At 39.5% G+C, this 17,521-nt stretch carries 18 protein-coding genes; 9 read left to right on the top strand and 9 right to left on the bottom strand.

Going from position 1 to position 17,521, the window contains the following annotated elements:
* Nucleotides 1-64: 64 nt before the first annotated feature.
* Entirely contained in the window at nucleotides 65-316 is a 252-nt protein-coding gene (locus HGD76_RS23970; protein WP_168697248.1) for a hypothetical protein, read from the bottom strand.
* 255 nt (nucleotides 317-571) lie between these two features.
* Between HGD76_RS23970 and HGD76_RS23975 the strand changes: the two genes are divergently transcribed.
* From HGD76_RS23975 to HGD76_RS23990, 4 genes are all read left to right on the top strand, one after another.
* Entirely contained in the window at nucleotides 572-2,926 is a 2,355-nt protein-coding gene (locus tag HGD76_RS23975) for an arylsulfatase (RefSeq protein ID WP_168697249.1), read from the top strand.
* 300 nt (nucleotides 2,927-3,226) lie between these two features.
* Nucleotides 3,227-3,526, top strand: a complete 300-nt coding sequence (locus HGD76_RS23980) for an AbrB/MazE/SpoVT family DNA-binding domain-containing protein (protein ID WP_168697250.1) — start codon at nucleotides 3,227-3,229, stop codon at nucleotides 3,524-3,526.
* Nucleotides 3,519-3,956: a PIN domain-containing protein gene (locus tag HGD76_RS23985; protein ID WP_168697251.1), complete on the top strand. Its 438-nt coding sequence runs from the start codon at nucleotides 3,519-3,521 to the stop codon at nucleotides 3,954-3,956. The genes HGD76_RS23980 and HGD76_RS23985 overlap by 8 nt, the downstream gene beginning before the upstream one ends.
* Nucleotides 3,957-4,059: 103 nt before the next feature.
* Nucleotides 4,060-5,730 carry a protein kinase domain-containing protein gene (locus HGD76_RS23990; RefSeq protein WP_148765107.1) on the top strand — a complete coding sequence of 557 codons (1,671 nt, stop codon included), beginning with the start codon at nucleotides 4,060-4,062 and terminating at the stop codon, nucleotides 5,728-5,730.
* A gap of 94 nt (nucleotides 5,731-5,824) precedes the next feature.
* Here the strand turns inward: HGD76_RS23990 and HGD76_RS23995 are convergent, their stop codons facing one another.
* The 3 genes from HGD76_RS23995 to HGD76_RS24005 all read right to left on the bottom strand — a co-directional run bounded on the left by HGD76_RS23995 (nucleotide 5,825) and on the right by HGD76_RS24005 (nucleotide 7,623).
* Entirely contained in the window at nucleotides 5,825-6,070 is a 246-nt protein-coding gene (locus HGD76_RS23995; protein WP_148765109.1) for a type II toxin-antitoxin system HicB family antitoxin, read from the bottom strand.
* 39 nt (nucleotides 6,071-6,109) lie between these two features.
* Nucleotides 6,110-6,361 (bottom strand): type II toxin-antitoxin system HicA family toxin, encoded by a 252-nt coding sequence (locus HGD76_RS24000; RefSeq protein ID WP_148765111.1) that lies wholly within the window; start codon nucleotides 6,359-6,361, stop codon nucleotides 6,110-6,112.
* Nucleotides 6,362-6,483: 122 nt separating this feature from the next.
* The gene (locus tag HGD76_RS24005) at nucleotides 6,484-7,623 is read right to left on the bottom strand and encodes a TRAP transporter substrate-binding protein (protein WP_148765113.1); all 1,140 of its coding nucleotides are present in this window, start codon (nucleotides 7,621-7,623) and stop codon (nucleotides 6,484-6,486) included.
* Nucleotides 7,624-7,788: 165 nt separating this feature from the next.
* Here HGD76_RS24005 and HGD76_RS24010 point away from each other — a divergent pair, with 165 nt between their 5' ends.
* The 3 genes from HGD76_RS24010 (at nucleotide 7,789) to HGD76_RS24020 (ending at nucleotide 10,727) form a co-directional block, all read left to right on the top strand.
* Nucleotides 7,789-8,553: a Uma2 family endonuclease gene (locus HGD76_RS24010; protein ID WP_168697252.1), complete on the top strand. Its 765-nt coding sequence runs from the start codon at nucleotides 7,789-7,791 to the stop codon at nucleotides 8,551-8,553.
* A gap of 204 nt (nucleotides 8,554-8,757) precedes the next feature.
* Nucleotides 8,758-9,381 (top strand): TRAP transporter small permease subunit, encoded by a 624-nt coding sequence (locus HGD76_RS24015; protein ID WP_210967682.1) that lies wholly within the window; start codon nucleotides 8,758-8,760, stop codon nucleotides 9,379-9,381.
* Between the two features lie 8 nt (nucleotides 9,382-9,389).
* Nucleotides 9,390-10,727 (top strand): TRAP transporter large permease, encoded by a 1,338-nt coding sequence (locus tag HGD76_RS24020; protein WP_168697253.1) that lies wholly within the window; start codon nucleotides 9,390-9,392, stop codon nucleotides 10,725-10,727.
* A gap of 54 nt (nucleotides 10,728-10,781) precedes the next feature.
* On the opposite strand, the gene HGD76_RS24025 is transcribed toward HGD76_RS24020, so the two are convergent.
* Nucleotides 10,782-11,702, bottom strand: a complete 921-nt coding sequence (locus HGD76_RS24025; RefSeq protein ID WP_168697254.1) for an HTH domain-containing protein — start codon at nucleotides 11,700-11,702, stop codon at nucleotides 10,782-10,784.
* Between the two features lie 102 nt (nucleotides 11,703-11,804).
* Between HGD76_RS24025 and HGD76_RS24030 the strand changes: the two genes are divergently transcribed.
* On the top strand, nucleotides 11,805-11,984 hold the full coding sequence (locus HGD76_RS24030; protein ID WP_325064821.1) for a gamma-glutamylcyclotransferase: 180 nt from the start codon (nucleotides 11,805-11,807) through the stop codon (nucleotides 11,982-11,984).
* Nucleotides 11,985-12,168: 184 nt separating this feature from the next.
* The gene (aspS, locus tag HGD76_RS24035) at nucleotides 12,169-13,956 is read left to right on the top strand and encodes an aspartate--tRNA ligase (RefSeq protein ID WP_168697255.1); all 1,788 of its coding nucleotides are present in this window, start codon (nucleotides 12,169-12,171) and stop codon (nucleotides 13,954-13,956) included.
* 329 nt (nucleotides 13,957-14,285) lie between these two features.
* On the opposite strand, the gene HGD76_RS24040 is transcribed toward aspS, so the two are convergent.
* From HGD76_RS24040 to HGD76_RS24055, 4 genes are all read right to left on the bottom strand, one after another.
* On the bottom strand, nucleotides 14,286-15,068 hold the full coding sequence (locus HGD76_RS24040; RefSeq protein WP_168697256.1) for a Uma2 family endonuclease: 783 nt from the start codon (nucleotides 15,066-15,068) through the stop codon (nucleotides 14,286-14,288).
* Between the two features lie 500 nt (nucleotides 15,069-15,568).
* Nucleotides 15,569-15,826, bottom strand: a complete 258-nt coding sequence (locus HGD76_RS24045; protein WP_168697257.1) for a hypothetical protein — start codon at nucleotides 15,824-15,826, stop codon at nucleotides 15,569-15,571.
* A 213-nt stretch (nucleotides 15,827-16,039) separates the two neighbouring features.
* Nucleotides 16,040-16,531, bottom strand: a complete 492-nt coding sequence (locus HGD76_RS24050) for a hypothetical protein (RefSeq protein ID WP_407644794.1) — start codon at nucleotides 16,529-16,531, stop codon at nucleotides 16,040-16,042.
* A 228-nt stretch (nucleotides 16,532-16,759) separates the two neighbouring features.
* Nucleotides 16,760-17,497, bottom strand: coding sequence for an SDR family oxidoreductase (locus HGD76_RS24055; protein ID WP_168697258.1), 738 nt, complete (start codon nucleotides 17,495-17,497; stop codon nucleotides 16,760-16,762).
* Nucleotides 17,498-17,521 lie beyond the last annotated feature (24 nt).

A 17,521-nucleotide genomic window follows, 5' to 3' on the forward strand; every position in this document is an offset into this window, starting at 1 on the left:
TATTAATGGAGTATTTATAGAACCCATTTAGTATCTATGGCGATCGCAAAGCACAACCTAAGAATCACATTTTTAATACTGTAATTCCTTCTAAGGTTAATTCCCAGCGATCGCGTGGTGAATCTTTTTCTACATAACGGTTGACTAACCCGCGATGGGCAATATTTTTTAAAACCTCCATCATATCAGGTTCTCTCGGAACATCTTGACGGGAAAGCGCATTCCCTAATTCATACCAACTCCATTGACCTTTTCCTTTCTCAACTAATTTTAGTAAAACCAATTCTAGCTGAGTTAATTGAGTGATGTTTTTCATAACTAAATAGCCCTTTTTGCCAAAAACCCTCTCTATTTCTTCTCTCTCTGTGTTCTCTGTGCCTCTGTGGTATGGCTAACGCCACGCTTCGCTATCGTTTGTTCATTTATTTATTGGGAATTTACTAGAAGTCCCTTAATTAGTTTTCTCAGTATGGTAATTCAGTCCATGAATTTATAAATTAACCCCTCCTAAAGAAGATATAGAATTTCAGGGTTTTTGTTAAAAATTAAATATTCTCAAGAGGTCAGATTTATGTCTCTGCATGAATACAAACTCGGAACCACCTTCCCCGGTGTAATCGGCCGCACAGTTGATAAATCCAGTCCAGCTTGGCCAGAACCATTACGGGCAAAAGAAAATACACCAAACGTCCTATTTATCGTTTTCGATGATACAGGTTTTGGACAATTTGGAAATTATGGAAGTCCCATCAAAACACCCAACCTAGACACACTAGCCGCTAATGGATTGCGCTACAATAATCTACACACAACGGCACTGTGTTCTCCCACCCGTTCCTGCTTGCTGACTGGGCGCAATCACCATTCTAACGCCATGTCCTGCATTACAGAAGGGTCTACGGGTTATCCCGGAGGTAATGGGAATATTCCCTTTGAAAATGGGTTTCTCTCAGAGATATTACTCCAGAAGGGTTATAACACTTATGCGTTAGGAAAATGGCATTTAACCCCCTCAGACCAACTTTCAGCCGCAGGACCCTATGATCGCTGGCCTCTCGGTCGCGGTTTTGAGCGTTTTTATGGCTTTTTAGGCGGAGAAACCCACCAGTATTATCCAGATTTGGTTTATGATAACCACACCGTTAAGCCAGAAAAGACCCCCGCAGAAGGCTATCATTTAACGGAAGATTTAGCAGACAAAGCCATTAGCTTTATCGCTGATGCCAAGCAAATTGCCCCAAATAAGCCTTTTTTCATGTATTTTTGTCCGGGAGCAATGCACGCCCCCCATCATGTGCCAAAAGAATGGGCTGATGCCTACGCTGGACAATTTGATGATGGTTGGGAAGCTTACAGGGAAAAGGTTTTTGCCCGTCAGCAAGAAATGGGGATTGTTCCCGCAGATGCTGAACTTTCTCGTCATGATCCCGATGTCCCGCACTGGGATTCCCTCTCAGCCGCCGAAAAACGGCTTTATGCCCGAATGATGGAAGTATATGCTGGTTTTTTAACCCATACTGACTACCATATCGGTCGTTTACTCGATTTTCTTAAATCTATCGGTGAGTTCGAGAATACTGTCATTATGGTGATTTCGGACAATGGCGCAAGTTCGGAAGGGGGACCGACTGGTTCAGTAAATGAAAACCTGTTTTTTAACAATGTGCCAGAATCCCTAGAGGAAAATCTCAAAGCATTGGATAAACTAGGCAGCGCCGAAACCTTTAACCATTATGCTTGGGGCTGGACTTGGGCAGGAAATACGCCTTTTAGGCGTTGGAAACGGGAAACCTATCGGGGGGGAATCAGCGACCCTTTAATTGTGCATTGGAGTCAAGGTATTGAGGCTAAAGGGGAGATTCGGACTCAGTACGCTCATGCTATTGACCTTGTGCCGACGGTGCTGGAATTACTGGAAATTGAACCACCGACAACTATTAAGGGTGTGACTCAATCCCCCATTGAAGGTGTCAGTTTTGCCCATACTTTTAATCATAGTAACGCCCCCACTAAGCATATTACCCAGTATTTCGAGATGATGGGACATCGTTCTCTTTACTATGATGGTTGGCGGGCGGTTTGTCCTTGGCCGGGTCCCTCATTTACAGAAGCGGGGCAGTTTTTTGGTGAGGCGATTTCGGCGGAAACTTTGACGGATTTGGATACTCATCATTGGGAACTGTATCATGTCGCCTCAGATTTTGCGGAAAATCACAATATTGCGGCTGATAATCGTCCTAAGTTGATTGAGATGATTGCCACTTGGTATATTGAGGCTGGCAAGTATAATGTGTTGCCTGTGGATGGACGTGGTGTGCAACGATTCGCGGAGGAACGCCCGCAAATTGCTGTCAATCGTAGCCGCTATGTTTACTATCCTGATACTCAAGCGATTCCCGCCGGTAGTGCCGTGAGGGTGTTAAATCGTCCCCACAGTATTACGGCTGATGTGGAGATTCCCACAGGTGGCGCTGAAGGCATATTACTGGCACACGGGGGTAATGATAGTGGCTATTCTTTCTATGTCCAAAGTGGTAAACTGCACTGGGTTCATAATTATGTCGGGCGATCGCTCTATCATGTTGAATCTGGGTCATCTGTGCCGGTAGGTCGTCACCAGTTGCGCTTTGAGTTTAAAGTCACGGGTCAACCAGATTTAGCCAAGGGAAAAGGAACACCAGGACGCGCCCAACTGTATATTGATGAGAGATTGGTCGGGCAGATTGATGTGCCTGTAACTACTCCTTTAGCACTAGGTCTAACCAGTGGTGTCACCTGTGGAATTGCCCCTGGTGCGCCTGTTACACCGGATTATGAACCGCCTTTTAAGTTTACGGGGAAGATTTATAGTGTGATGGTGGATGTCAGTGGCGATTTGATTCAAGATCGGGAAACTGAAATGCGGACTATTATGGCGCGACAGTAAGGATTAAATACTTTGCAGGGTGGGTTATCTCACCCTGCATTAATCAAATTATTCATATTTATCTAAAATACTAAATATTGTTTCGCGCAAAGTCGCAAAGGAGCAAAGACGCAAAGAAGAAAAGAAGAAAAGAAGGTTTTAGTCAATATCTTCTAAGTTACGAAACTTTGGTTTTATTTTCGGTTTTAATGATATCGAATTTTTAGCGATCGCAAGGCGTTCCAGTACAGCAACATTTACAATAGATTTAGGGATGTTTGGTGAAAATGTCCCTACAAAAACCCATACAAACGACTAATTATGACTTATATATCAGAAAATATGGAAATTAAGGCTTTCCCTATTCGCATAGAAAATGAGGGAAAAATTACTATTCCAGAAGATTTAAAGGTGCATCTTAGCTTAGGTACAGGTGATACGTTGACATTATTGCAAATTGGTGAAGTTGTTTTACTTACTCCCAAACAACCGCAAGTTCCACAAATTGCCGACAAAATTACAGCAATGATGGAAGATGCAGGTTTAGAACTAAATGATTTACTCCAGGGTTTGGTAGCAGAAAGAGCAGCAATTTGGCAAGAGAAAGATCACAATGCGTAAAATCTTTGCTGATTCTAGCATTCTCATTGCTGGTGCTGCTTCTCGTACAGGAGCTAGTCGCGCTGTGTTAACAATGGCGGAAATTGGTTTGTTTCAGTTAGTGATATCAGAGCAAGTTTTATTAGAGTGTGAACGAAATATCAAGAAAAAATTACCTGATGCTTTACCAATTTTCTCGCAGTTAATAGCAGCTATTAATCCAGAAATTGAACCTGATCCAACTCTAGAAGAAAGTAATCATTGGGTTAGGATTATTGAAGCTAAAGACGCGCCTATTTTAGCTGCTGCTGTGTTGACAAAAGTTGATCGTTTATTAAGTTTAAATACCAAGGATTTTACTGCGGAAGTTGGTATTGAGAGTGGATTAATTATTCAAACTCCTGCTGAGTTTATTAGAGAAATTCGAGAAATTGTACAAAGAGGTTTGTAATATACAAATATCACCTTCACGCTCAATAATTGCAGTAAATCGCTTATAATTAAATTAATGATCAAATTTCTATTAATCTTGAATTACCTTACATAAAATTTATATGGACATCAAAGTTAGAGACATAATCGATCAACGTTATCAAATCGTTGAGGAATTGGAACAAGGAGGCTTTGGTAAAGTTTTTCTTGCAAAAGATAGGTTAAAATTTGATTCCAGATGTGTTGTAAAGCAATTCATACAGCCCTATAATGAAGAATCAACCAATGGACAAAAAGCAAGAGAATTATTTAAAACAGAAGCAAAAATTCTCTATGAATTAGAAGCTTATTCACAAACTCCTAGCTTACTCGCATATCTGGAAAGTGAAAATTGCATCGTACAAGAATTTATTGAAGGAAAAAATTTGAGACAAGAATTAGAACAAAATAATTTTAAAATTTTTAATGAAAAGCAGATTTTGGAACTTTTGCTAGAAATATTACCTGTATTACAAGAGATTCATAATAGAGGTATTTTTCATCGTGACATTAAACCCGATAATATAATAAGAAATAGTAAAAATGGAAAATTTGTACTAATTGATTTTGGAATTTCAAAGCAAGTTTCCGATCTCGATACTTCATTACAAGGAAATGTAACTATCAAAACCCTCAAAAGTACAAATTTTGGTACATCTGGCTATCAATCACCCGATAGTTTTTCTTCTGCTGCGAGTGATTTGTACTCTCTAGGTGCAACTTGTTTTCATCTTTTAAGCGGATATTCACCGTTAGACTTAGAATGTAATCTTGGAGATAATTGGATTAAAAGAAGTTGGAATCTTCTGGATATGACTATCACAGAACAGACAGTCTCTATTTTAGAAAGGCTTCTCAATACAAATATATCTAGTCGTTATTCAAATGCGGAAGAAGTTTTAGAAGATATTAGAGCTATAGATGACATAAAACGTAGTGAAAAAATAAATTTTCTTCTGTCTTTGTTAAGTAGCACAGATGAAAGATATAAAAGTCAAGCAATTGATGATCTGGCTGAGTTTGGTGCTGAAGCTAGTGAAGCTATTCCTCAACTTATTAAAGTTTTTCAGGAAGATAACTCTGAACTTCGTGGTTCAGCATCAATTACTTTAGCAAAAATTGGTAAAGAATCTGTTCCCTTTCTTGCCGAACTACTTCAACACGAAAAGCTGGAAGTAAGACGAAGAGCAGCAATTACACTTGAAGAAATTGGAACACAAGCTGAAGTTGCAATTTCTCAACTCATTTGTGCATTAGAAGATATTGATCCTGAAGTTCGTGGATATGCCGTTATTGTAATTGCAAATATTGGAATACCAGCTAAAGAAGCTATTCCTGCTTTAATTGAAAGGCTAAAAGACTCTAACCCTAATATTAGAGCATGGTCACTTTACGCACTAGGTAGAATGCAAGAGCTTGCTAAGGAAGCTATACCTATTATCTTAGAAATTTTATCTCAAGAAGAGCCTAATGCTACAGGTAATAAAGTCTTTATCGCTGGCATTGAAGCTTTAGATGCAATTGGGTTTAACATTGATAAAATTAATATTAAGTCTATAGAAGACAATGTTATTAGGACAGCTAGAGAATGGGTTCTCTTTATCAGACAGGATCAGAAAGAAAAAAGAGAACAGGCAAAACAACAAGCGCGAGCTAGAAGAGCAATATATTTTGATTTCCAACCCAAATTAATCTCTAATACTCCACCACAAAAAGATCCTGCTCAATTTATGGAGACATATAAAAATGAGTAGGAATCAGGCTAACAATGATATGGTTTGGTAATTGACACCCCAGAATAGCGATAGTAATCTTTTATATAACTCTTTTTAACAACTTCTCTATAGTTCATCTGACGGATATAATTGTTTCTATCAAAGCTGGTGAATTTTGGTCTACAGATTGTAGATTATCAGGAAGTTCTTTACCTAAATCTTCATACATTTCTATAACTGCTTCCAAAGCATCTTGAACATTAGCTAAAACTTCATCCATAGAATCCCCTTCAGTGATCAATTGTGGTAAGAGTGGAGAAGTTACAGTGAATCCTTCTTCTTGTTGAGGTGTAAGCAATAGTGAGATTTTGTAAAACATATTGTGATGGTATGGTGTAGTTTATTATATTTTCATACTTTAACTGACAATTTTTCTCATAAAACTGTCAAAAGTATTGGTGTTGATTAAACCATTTTCTACCAATATTTGACGTACAGCTACCAAATGTACAGGCTGAAGATATGCCTGTTGTTCGTAAGCTGGTAAAATGACCAAACTTCCTGACGATAGATATTGATAGACTTGTTGAGAGCCTGTTGTTGGTACTTTTGTAAAACCTATCTTGAAAAGCAATTGTTCTAGGTCAGTAAACTGAATATCTCTAACCATGATGACGAATCACTTCAGGGGAAACGCATCTAATTTTTTTGACAAAATGTCACTTATATGTATTTCACAACTTCGATAGAGACGTTTCATGAAACGTCTCTACATTATAATTTAGGAAATTCTCAATTCCCTGCTTTCATCTTTCCATAAGCATAACGAACAAAACTGCCTTCATTGAGATTGTTCCACGCATACATCCGATCTCTAAAGGGTTTCCACTGTTCATAAACGGCTTTAAAATCAGCGTCTTTAGCTGCAAACTCATCATATAAAGCAAAAGAGGCTTTTTCCCCAGCTTCCAAAATTTCCTGACTATAAGCACGCAATTGAGTACCCGTTTTTAATAGTTTCTCTAAGGACTCATTATTGCGGACATCATAACGAGCTAACATTGTTGTATTTGACTGAAATGCAGCAGTTTCTAATGCTGCTTGGTATTGCGGTGGTAACTTTTTCCATTCATCTAAATTCACTTGTACTTCTAAAGTTGGACCTGGTTCCCACCAACCTGGATAATAGTAAAATTTAGCGACTTTATTTAAACCCAATTTTTCATCATCATAGGGGCCTACCCATTCTGCCGCATCAATAGCCCCTGTTTGTAGCGCTTGGAAGATTTCCCCCCCTGGAAGAGTCTGCACAGTTACGCCTAATTTAGCCATAACTTGCCCTCCTAAACCGGGAATTCGCATTTTTAGGCCTTTGAGATCATTGAGGGTTTTCACTTCGTTGCGAAACCATCCCCCCATTTGTGTACCAGTATTTCCCGCAGGAAATTGAATCACATTAAATTTACTGGCATAGATTTCTCGCAGTTTGGTTAAACCTCCGCCTTCATATAACCAAGCGTTTTGTTGTTGGGCATTAAGTCCAAATGGTACTGATGTACCAAAAGCGAGGGCAGGACTTTTACCAATATAGTAATAAGCGGCAGTATGTCCAGCTTGTACAGCACCTTGGGAAACCACATTCAGAACTTCTAAACCGGGGGCTATTTCTCCAGCCGCACGGGGTTCGATAATAAATTTACCGTTAGTGAGAACTTTGACACGTTCTGCTAATACCTGCGCTCCACCAAATATAGTTTCTAAGGACAATGGCCAACTTGTCGCCATTTGCCATTTTATTGTCGGTAGATTACTGGTGTCGGTTTGAGCGGTTGCTGTTTTATTTTGAGCTTTTTGACAACCACCAATAATTGCTACTCCTGTGGCAGCGATCGCACTTTGAGATAATCTGTTAACAATAGCTCGGCGTTTCATAAAAGTTACTATTATTGACTAACTGGAGGATTTCACTACAATATCATGTTTGATTTGATTGTGTTAATACACTGAAAACTTATTATTTCTTATAATTTTGCCAATTGCTGATCATTTCAGATTAGTATAAAAATATTAAGTAATTTCTAACTAAATTTAACGGCTATGTTAGAAACTGTTTTAGCTGAACCTAGCATTAAACTGCCACCCACCCAGGCAGAACTTCCTTGTGATGATGGTATCCCCATGGAGACGCAAAGACATAAATTCCAAATGGATATTTTAATTGATACCATTCAGCCTTGGTTAGAGCAAAGGACTGATGGATACGTAGGTGGCAATATGTTTGTCTACTACAGTTTAGCACAATTGAAAAATCAAGATTTTCGCGGTCCAGATTTCTTTGCTGTTTTGGGTGTACCGAAAACAGAACGATTGTCTTGGGTAGTTTGGGAAGAAGGAAAACCCCCAGATGTAGTAATTGAATTACTTTCAGAAAGCACAGCTAACAATGATAAAAATCAGAAAAAATTGATTTATCAAAATCAAATGCGGGTTTCTGAATATTTTTGGTATGACCCTTTTAACCCAGATGATTTTGCCGGTTTTGATCTTAACAGTGGTGCATATCAACAGATTGCTCTAAATGATAAAAACCAACTGATAAGTAAAGTTTTAGATTTAGCTTTGGTACGTTGGGAAGGTAATTATAGAGGCGTTGATGCCACTTGGTTACGCTGGGCAACTTTGGACGGTGATTTATTTCCCACTTCTCAAGAAATGGTAGGAATTGCACAACAAAGGGCAGAACAAGCTGAATTGCAATTAAGGGCAGTTGCCATTAATTTGTTACAGAATGGAATGTCTATAGAACAAGTGGCACAGTTAACAAATTTAGATATTTTGGAGGTGGAACAATTGATGAATTAATAGTAAAAATTCACTAAAGTTTTTCTCGTTCCCATACTCTGTATGGGAATGAATTCCAGAAGGCTCTGCCTTCAATAACAGCAGAGGCAGAGCCTCCGTTAAGTCATTCCCAGTCAGAGACTGGGAACGAGATAATTTATTCCCTGGCTGACTGGTGACTGGCTGACTGTATTCTCAAGTCTTACCTTTAATTTATTATGTTCTATGCGTGACTCAAGCAGATTTTCTTTAATTCGTAAACTCTTAAAATTTTCGCAGTTTATTGACAATGGTGCTGATAAATTGGGATGGTTATCGAATTGGCTAGTTTTACTAACAATTGGAGTTGGTTTTTTTAATGTTGTCGCCCGTTATATGGGTCGCTTCATTGGCGTACAATTGTCTTCTAATGCCTTATTAGAACTGCAATGGTATTTATTTTCTCTAACTTTCTTATTCGGCTTTGTTTATATTTTACGTCATGGGGAAAATGTCCGCGTTGATTTTCTCTATACTAATATGAGTGAAAAAAAACGCGCCTTAGTTGATTTTGTGGGAACAGTTTTATTTTTAATTCCCTTTTGTCTACTTGGTATTTGGGTAACAATCAATCCGGTTTTACAATCTTGGGGCAGATTAAGTGACGGTAGTTGGGGAACTTGGGAAATATCTTCTGACGCTAATGGTTTACCCCGCGCCCCAATCAAAACTATGGTTCCTATAGCCTTATTATTGCTGCTTTTGCAAAGTATTTCTCAAGCAATTAAGTATTTAGCAGTATTATTAGGCTATCAACAAGTAGAAGATCAACTAAGGTTAGAGACTTCAGAAAATATCAATATTGAATAGGAGAAAATATGGGTTTTGAATGGTTAGCAATTTTAATGTTTGTCGGCTTTTTCTTTATTCTCATGAGTGGCTTTCCTGTCGCTTTTTCTTTTGCCGGCACAGCCATTGTTTTTGGACTTATTGGTACAGTAGTTGGGGCTTTTAATCCGGCGCGTCTCCTCCTATTACCTAATAGTTGGTTTGGCACAATGTCGAATTTTACCTTACTTGCTATTCCCTTCTTTGTGTTTTTGGGCGCAGTTCTAGAAAAGTCAGGATTAGCTGAAGAATTATTAGAAACTATTGGCATTGTATTAAGTCGTGTCAGAGGAGGATTAGCTTTAGCAGTTGTCTTAGTAGGAACTGTTTTAGCAGCCACAACTGGAGTTGTAGCCGCCACAGTAATTGTGATGGGAATGTTATCATTACCGCTCATGTTACGCTATGGCTATGATAAAAAATTAGCTTCAGGAGTAATTATTGCCTCTGGTACTTTAGCCCAGTTAATTCCTCCCAGTTTAGTTTTAGTGATTCTCAGTGATCAAATTGGTGTTTCTGTGGGAGATTTATTTTTAGGGGCATTAATTCCCGGATTAATGTTATCTACTTCCTATATTCTCTATATTTTAGGACTAGCTTTTTTTCAACCGGAAAAAGTGCCACTTATCCCTGATGATGTGGTAATTCCTCAAGGTACTCAATTAATTAAACAAGTTTTTAAAGCTGTTGTTCCCCCAATTATTTTAATTTTTGCGGTGTTGGGAAGTATATTCTTTGGTGTGGCAACTCCCACAGAAGCCGGGGCTGTAGGTGCTGTTGGGGCTTCTATTCTCGCAGCTTTTAATAAACGTCTTACACCACAATTAATTCGTGATGCTGCCCATTCTACCGCAGTGATTACGGCTTTGGTGGTGATGATTTTATTCTGTTCTTCTATGTTTAGTTTGGTGTTTGATGCTTTAGGTGGAAAAACTCTGATTACTAATTTATTAATAGGTTTACCCGGAGGATATTGGGGGTTTTTAATTGTTAGTAATATCGTGATTTTTATTTTAGGAGCTTTTTTAGAATTTATTGAAATTTGCTTTATTGCTATGCCTTTATTAGTACCAGCGGCACAGGCTTTAAATATTGATATGGTGTGGTTTGGTGTGGTAATGGCAGTGAATTTACAAACCGCATTTATTTCTCCACCTGTGGGCTTTTCTTTGTTTTATTTACAAAGTGTTGCCCCTAAAGAAGTGAGTACATTAGATATTCATAAAAGTGCGATTCCTTTTATCGTTTTACAGTTTATTGTCTTGTTAATTGTCATTGCTTTCCCGCAAACAGTTCGCTGGTTAATTGATATTTCTGCAACAACATGAGATTGCAAAATATCGTGCGTTACATTTCATTCACGCAACCAACAGGAACGGCGGTTACAATTGCCTTGGTATTTTGATTAACTCTTCCTTCTCCAAAACAGGATCATACATCTCTCGCCTGATTTCTCGGCAGTCAATGTCTTTCTTGACTCGCTTGAGAAATTCACTAAAGTCTGGACTGGTACTCGCCAATTTGTTGACTGTTTCCCAGTCTAGAAGATCCCTAGATTTTGCTGGTAAGATTACTTCAGACGAGTCGGGATCTTCAATATCAAGACGAATAACTCCAATTCCAAATGAGGCTGAAAGTCTGTCAAGTTCTAATAGAAAGTCGTTATCACTATCCACTTTGGCTGCTACTAGATAACCCTCATTTGCCCAAGATGAATTAGATACAGCCTGGAAAAATGCTTCTCGCAAATTTGCAAATGATAGTTCCCTTTTTAGTTCAAACGAATATAACTTAATAGCACTGCTACCCATCAGCGAACTCACTTCAAAAACTTCATCCTCCCAATCACCAAAAGGAAAGTAGCAACCCACAATATCAGGATGTAGCCACTTACTAAAAACCTTCTTGTTCGACTTCTGATGCTGAATAGTTTTTAGGTATACCTTGAGATAATAGAAACCATAATAAACAAGGAATGGGTGAAGGTCTTTTTCAAGATAGTCAGCCTTCTTATGTGTAGGGGGTGTGGGAACATCCAGAATATTGATGTCTGGACTGTCCTTGAGTGAGCGTAAGATGAATTTTTTTGGTCTTGTACCTGTGGTAATAAACTCTGATGTAAGATTGTCGCGGACTTCAACATACAATCTAGCACCGAGTGTAGCAGCAGGCGTTTTGCCTTTGGTCAGTAGCTCTTTGTCGTAATCTCTTAACTGCGCGATTTCCCATATTTCCGTAGGGGTCAGTGGGCGCTTTTCTTCTTCGATTACCTTTTTTGCAAGTTCAAGGAAAACACTTGGCATAAATTCAATCCTGATACTTTCAAAGTAGGAAAACTATTATACATAATTTTTACGATCTTTCTACGGGATAATTATAAAAGTTACTGTAACTGGAAAATCACAGTGATTAATGTTTTCGTGTATGGAACTCTCAAACCAGGTGAAGTTAATTATCAAAAATACTGTGCTGGTAAAGTCATAAAAGAACAAAGAGCGATCGCAAATGGTAAACTTAATAATTCACCAATGGTCTATCCAGCTATAACTTCAGAAGATGGTTCAGTGACCACCTGCGTGGACTAACAAAAAATTCAGGATTTGAAACCCATGAAGATGGGTTTTGCTTGTGTAGCTGCGGTTTCTAACCGCCAAGGCGAAAATAACTGATTTTTCTTCAACTAAAACTACTACAATGACTATTGATGCTAGATAATGGGAAAGCCTTGACATTTACCCAACCTAGCCCGGAACCAAAAAACTAACAACTATGCGAACTCACTATTGCGGCGAACTCCGAAAAGAACATATTGGTGAAACTGTTACCTTTTACGGATGGGTAGACCGTCGCCGCGATCACGGTGGTGTGATATTCTTAGACTTGCGCGATCGCTCTGGTATTGTCCAAATCGTCAGCGACCCCCAGCGCACCCCAGACTCCTATGAACAAGCTAACGCACTCAGAAATGAATATGTTGTGGCTATCACCGGTAGAGTTACCCAACGTCCTCCAGAATCCCTAAATCCCCGACTTCCTACTGGCGAAGTGGAAATCTATGCGGATAAAATAGAACTACTCAACGCCGTCCGTAAACAATTACCTTTCCAAGTTTCCACCGCAGACACGGAAACAGTCAGGGAAGACTTGCGGTTAAAATATCGTTATTTGGACTTACGACGGGAACGCATGGCGCAAAATATGCAATTGCGTCATCAGGTCATCAAAGCCATGCGGCGCTACCTGGAAGACTTAGAAGGTTTTATCGAGGTGGAAACCCCTATTCTCACCCGTTCTACCCCCGAAGGGGCGCGAGATTATATTCTTCCCAGTCGCGTGAATGAGGGTGAATGGTTTGCTTTACCGCAATCTCCCCAACTTTTCAAACAATTATTGATGGTATCGGGAATGGATAGATACTATCAAGTGGCGCGATGTTTCCGGGATGAAGATTTACGTGCCGACAGACAACCAGAATTTACCCAATTAGACATGGAAATGAGTTTCATGTCTGAAGATGAAATTATTGAACTTAACGAAAAGTTAGTTTGTCATATTTTCAAAACCGTGAAAGGAATTGATTTACCTCGTCCTTTTCCTCGTCTTCCCTACGCGGAAGCGATGAACCGTTACGGAAGCGATAAACCAGATACCCGCTACGGTTTAGAATTAATTGATGTTTCCGACATTTTAAAAGATTCCGGTTTTAAAGTTTTTCGAGAAGCTGTTGCTAATGGTGGTATCATTAAAATTCTCCCCATTCCTAACGGTAACGATGCAATTTCTAATGTTCGCATTAAACCAGGTGGAGATATTTTCCGAGAAGCCGCAGAAGCAGGTGCGAAAGGTTTAGCATATATCCGCGTGCGGGAAAATGGCGAAATTGACACCATTGGCGCAATTAAAGATAATTTGACACCGGAACAAAAGCAGGAAATTTTAACAAGAACAGGTGCAAAAGCTGGACATTTGTTATTATTTGCGGCTGCTGATACAAACACCGTTAATAAAACTTTAGACAGAATTCGTCAATTTGTGGCTAAGGAATTTAAGTTAATTGAGAAAGACAAAATTAACTTCCTGTGGGTGACAGAATTCCCCATGTTTGAATGGAATGCTGATGAAAAACGTTTAGAAGCATTACATCACCCATTTACAGCGCCTCATCCTGATGATATCAATGATTTAAAAACCGCCCGCGCTCAAGCTTATGATTTGGTTTTAAATGGGTTTGAAGTTGGTGGGGGAAGTTTGCGAATTTATCAGCGAGAAGTTCAAGAACAGGTGTTTTCAGCTATTGGTTTATCAACGGAAGAAGCACAAAGTAAATTCGGCTTTTTGTTAGAAGCTTTTGAATATGGTACTCCTCCTCATGGTGGTATTGCTTACGGTGTAGATCGTTTGGTAATGTTGTTATCTGGAGAAGAATCAATTCGTGATGTGATTGCTTTTCCCAAGACTCAACAAGCTCGTTGTTTGTTAACAGATGCTCCTGCAAGTGTAGACGCAAAACAATTGAAAGAGTTGCACGTTGCTTCGACTTTTAAACCTAAGGTGTAAGGTTTGATTATGCCCTCTGCTTTTTGTGGGGGGTTTAATTTTGATTAAATTCTCACGCAAAGACGCAAAGGAAGAAGTTAGAAAGTTACATTTATTAATTTTCGGTAAGAGTTCCTACTAAAAGCCAGTGCGGTCTTTGGGTCTCCCCAAGTAGAGCAACTGGCGGTATAAGCACGTACCTTTGTGTAAACGTACTGAGTTTGGGAACCTGTGCAAACAGGATATTAGGATTGCAAAATCTTAAGAATCCCCATGTCTTTAGACCGGGGAGTGTCAAAGGATTCTGTTGGGTTGCGCTGTTGCTTAACCCAACCTACGGTGCTACAGTTTTACGGTTCTGGCTCAATTCCCAATTCCCTCAATTTAGCAGCTAATTTTTCTGCTCTTTGATATTCTCTATCTGCTCTTTGTCTTTCCTCCTTTGCTATTTGGCGTTCTTGTTCTGCTATTTGGCGTTCTTGTGCTGCTTGTTCTGAACTCCACAGTAGTAAATTACCTGATTTATCCCACCAACGCAGCCAGTTCATGGTTTGTCCCAACCTTTCCCCAGACCAAATTCCCAGATATAATTCCAATTGTGGAATCCACACCTGTCCCTGGGTATCTACTGGATGTAAAATATATCTACCATCTTGCAAATAACGGACTTCTAGACTACTATCATAGGGATCATAAGTCACATAAGTGGGTATTTGGAGAATCTGCTCGTAAAAATGCAGTTTACCATAGGGAGGTGTTGATCTAATGGATAGTTCTCCTCCCTCTGCTTCTGAGAGAAATTCCATCACAATTGTCACTGCTGCACCATCTGTATTAGGGGTATAACTACGACGAATTACCCCCTCTGGTACAGAATGTACTTGAGGAACATAAAACCAGTCTGGAGCTTTGACGACAATTTTTTTATTAACTGTTGCTACCAGCCCCAAATTCGAGCCAATCAACATTTCTGGCTGGATATATCCTGAACCTCCCAAAGCATCGGTTAAAGCCGCTGCGAGGGCGGGTTGTTGAATATTTTCCACAGGATCATCTGGTAATATAAAATTAGCTGGTAGAGGTTCCCAGGTGATGGTTGTTTTAGCTTTGATAGACGGGGCTTCGAGTACCATTATATTAACCCTCAACCAGAAATGTTTGTGCAAATTAACTAACAGTATATCAAGGGTTGAGACTTATTCTTTTGCCAAGTTAGTTCGCTCTTCCCTGTTCTGAAGATTAACCCATTGGTGCAGATTACTGAATCGTTTTCCTAAGTTATTAATTAAAGGTTTTTACTGATGTCCACAATTAATTGATCTAGTTCGCTGATTTCACCTAAGAGGATGTTTGAAAAGTGGTATTCCGTAATTTTCATCACATTGCTACCCCCCTTTCCCCTTGTAAAGGGGGGAAACAATAAAAATCCAGTTCCCTCCCCTTTACAAGGGGAGGGTTAGGGTGGGGTAAAAAATATTTGATACATCAACGATAACTTTTCAAACACCCTCTAATAACCCAAGTTGCGGGTAATAAAATGCTGGATTGTTTGTAGAGTTTGAATTGGGAAGAAAGGCATCAAAAACTAACGATAGCTCTAAAGTCGGTTAAAACCGACTGGGTGGTTCAAAAATTATTGGAGATGTCTATTGAATTTACGTTTTGTCCAAACACCAATACCAAAAAGAATTGTACTACCTAATACTGGCAAGGTATCAGTTTCCCAAGGAACAGCCTGAACTTGAACGTTACTTAGTGCGAGAGTTGATACCCCCATTGAATCTGTAACATCCAAAACGCCCATTGCAACTTGATAATTGCCAGAGGTTGGAAAGGTATAGCTATAAGGACTACTACCAGACAAGACGGCGATCTCATTATTAATGGACACAAAAGCCTGATCCTGATCTGATGTGTCAAATGTCCAGTTAAAGTTCAACTTATCACCCGCATTAAAGGTGTTTGCAGCTATTGGTTTATCAACGGAAGAAGCACAAAGTAAATTCGGCCTGGGGGGTGCGGAATGTGGGATACATTTTCGCAGTTTTTGACCCCTTTTTTTCTTTTCTTTATGAGAAATCCGGGCAAAAAGACAGAAAAATTATTATTGCAACTGTTCCCAAATTCTTTGACAGGGTTCCATAATTAGCCCCTGAAAAATTGATTGAGTTGATGGGTGAATGTCTACTTTGTACAAAGATAAAAGACCTGTAGGACTTTTAAGATTTAACTCTCTTCGGGTAAGAGATAATGCCTGCGCTCGATGGAGTTCCACGGCTTGGAGTAAACCTGGATAACTCAAATTACGTAAAGCTAATTGACTATTTTTAGTGATATATATGGCATCATTTTGGAAAAGATATTCTAAGCTGATCAGGCTAGCATATACATCCACATCTTTTTCTATCCCTCCTAAACGGTGAGCATCTAAGCCAAAGCGAATGCAGAAATTGACAGCTACCAACTTCCCAGCTTCTTGAGCAGGTAAAGTGCAAGCTGCAAACTCAAACCCTAGGCTATCAGATCGCCATTCCTCTACACCAGAATTGGTATAGTTTCGGAAAATTTTATGCTTTAACTTGAAGTTAAATCCCAAACCACTCGCATGTCCTGCTTCATAAACTTGAGTATCTAGGTGGCGATAGCGTTCACCATTGATTTCGTCTTCTAACGGACCTAATAGTAAATTAGCTGTTTCATATTCAAATATTTTTTGGATACATTCGTGGCTGGAACCTAAAAAACGTCGTCGCTGCTCCTTTGCATTGTTTAATGCAGGACCACAAACACTATTAAGTCCCTTTAGGGCTGGGTTACTGACAATTCAAAGTAAAGTTACACCACCATCCACAGGCAAAATCACCCCTGTGAGATAGGGATTAGTAATTACACTTAACACTGCTTGCGCGATTTCTTCAGGTTGACCAAGATGCTCGACAGGTAAGGCGGCGATCGCCCATTTTGTCAGGTCTGAGCGTTCAGATTCGCTTTGACTGCTCCAGATACTTGTATCTTCTATCAGTCCAGGCGCAATCACGTTGACCCGAATCGGTGCAATTTCTAAGGCCAGTGAGCGCCCAAACACCGCAACAGCACCATTCGCTGCGGCGATAGCGGAAATCCCCCCCATTTTTGAAGATTTGAAGATAGTGACACTGGATGTGAGAGTAATAGAGCCGTCAGGCGCTATATTTTTCAACGATCCACGCACAGCCAAGAACGTCCCCCAGAATTTATCCATCGCACCTTGAGCCGTTTGGGTGGTCATCTCTGCTAAAAGCGAGCGCGGCATATTTCTGTCTCCCATCGCCGTTACAATCAAATGATCGAAGTTGCCGATCTGCTCAAAAAAACCATTGACTGCATCCTCATTCAACAAATCAACAGTTTTACCCTCAATTCCCAGAGAAACCAACGCCATTGCCTCATTTAATTTCTCTTGAGATGAGTGGGAAAGTACAACTTTTGCCCCCATTTCTACCATTTTTTTGGCGATCGCCAGATCAATCCCTGAGCTTATACCAATAATCACCACTTTTTTGCCTGATAGCAACTGAAACATTGTCTTACCTCATCAAATAAAAAC

This window comes from Dolichospermum flos-aquae CCAP 1403/13F, assembly GCF_012516395.1.
GTDB lineage: Bacteria > Cyanobacteriota > Cyanobacteriia > Cyanobacteriales > Nostocaceae > Dolichospermum > Dolichospermum lemmermannii.

What these genes read in the sequence shown, in the direction of transcription:
- HGD76_RS23970 (WP_168697248.1), bottom strand. Translation starts at nt 316, where the DNA reads ATGAAAAACATCACTCAATTAACTCAGCTAGAATTGGTTTTACTAAAA.
- HGD76_RS24025 (WP_168697254.1), bottom strand. Translation starts at nt 11,702, where the DNA reads ATGCCAAGTGTTTTCCTTGAACTTGCAAAAAAGGTAATCGAAGAAGAA.
- HGD76_RS23975 (WP_168697249.1), top strand. Translation starts at nt 572, where the DNA reads ATGTCTCTGCATGAATACAAACTCGGAACCACCTTCCCCGGTGTAATC.
- HGD76_RS23995 (WP_148765109.1), bottom strand. Translation starts at nt 6,070, where the DNA reads ATGTTTTACAAAATCTCACTATTGCTTACACCTCAACAAGAAGAAGGA.
- HGD76_RS23985 (WP_168697251.1), top strand. Translation starts at nt 3,519, where the DNA reads ATGCGTAAAATCTTTGCTGATTCTAGCATTCTCATTGCTGGTGCTGCT.
- HGD76_RS24000 (WP_148765111.1), bottom strand. Translation starts at nt 6,361, where the DNA reads ATGGTTAGAGATATTCAGTTTACTGACCTAGAACAATTGCTTTTCAAG.
- HGD76_RS24005 (WP_148765113.1), bottom strand. Translation starts at nt 7,623, where the DNA reads ATGAAACGCCGAGCTATTGTTAACAGATTATCTCAAAGTGCGATCGCT.
- HGD76_RS24040 (WP_168697256.1), bottom strand. Translation starts at nt 15,068, where the DNA reads ATGGTACTCGAAGCCCCGTCTATCAAAGCTAAAACAACCATCACCTGG.
- aspS (WP_168697255.1), top strand. Translation starts at nt 12,169, where the DNA reads ATGCGAACTCACTATTGCGGCGAACTCCGAAAAGAACATATTGGTGAA.
- HGD76_RS23980 (WP_168697250.1), top strand. Translation starts at nt 3,227, where the DNA reads ATGACTTATATATCAGAAAATATGGAAATTAAGGCTTTCCCTATTCGC.
- HGD76_RS24020 (WP_168697253.1), top strand. Translation starts at nt 9,390, where the DNA reads ATGGGTTTTGAATGGTTAGCAATTTTAATGTTTGTCGGCTTTTTCTTT.
- HGD76_RS24055 (WP_168697258.1), bottom strand. Translation starts at nt 17,497, where the DNA reads ATGTTTCAGTTGCTATCAGGCAAAAAAGTGGTGATTATTGGTATAAGC.
- HGD76_RS24010 (WP_168697252.1), top strand. Translation starts at nt 7,789, where the DNA reads ATGTTAGAAACTGTTTTAGCTGAACCTAGCATTAAACTGCCACCCACC.
- HGD76_RS23990 (WP_148765107.1), top strand. Translation starts at nt 4,060, where the DNA reads ATGGACATCAAAGTTAGAGACATAATCGATCAACGTTATCAAATCGTT.
- HGD76_RS24015 (WP_210967682.1), top strand. Translation starts at nt 8,758, where the DNA reads ATGCGTGACTCAAGCAGATTTTCTTTAATTCGTAAACTCTTAAAATTT.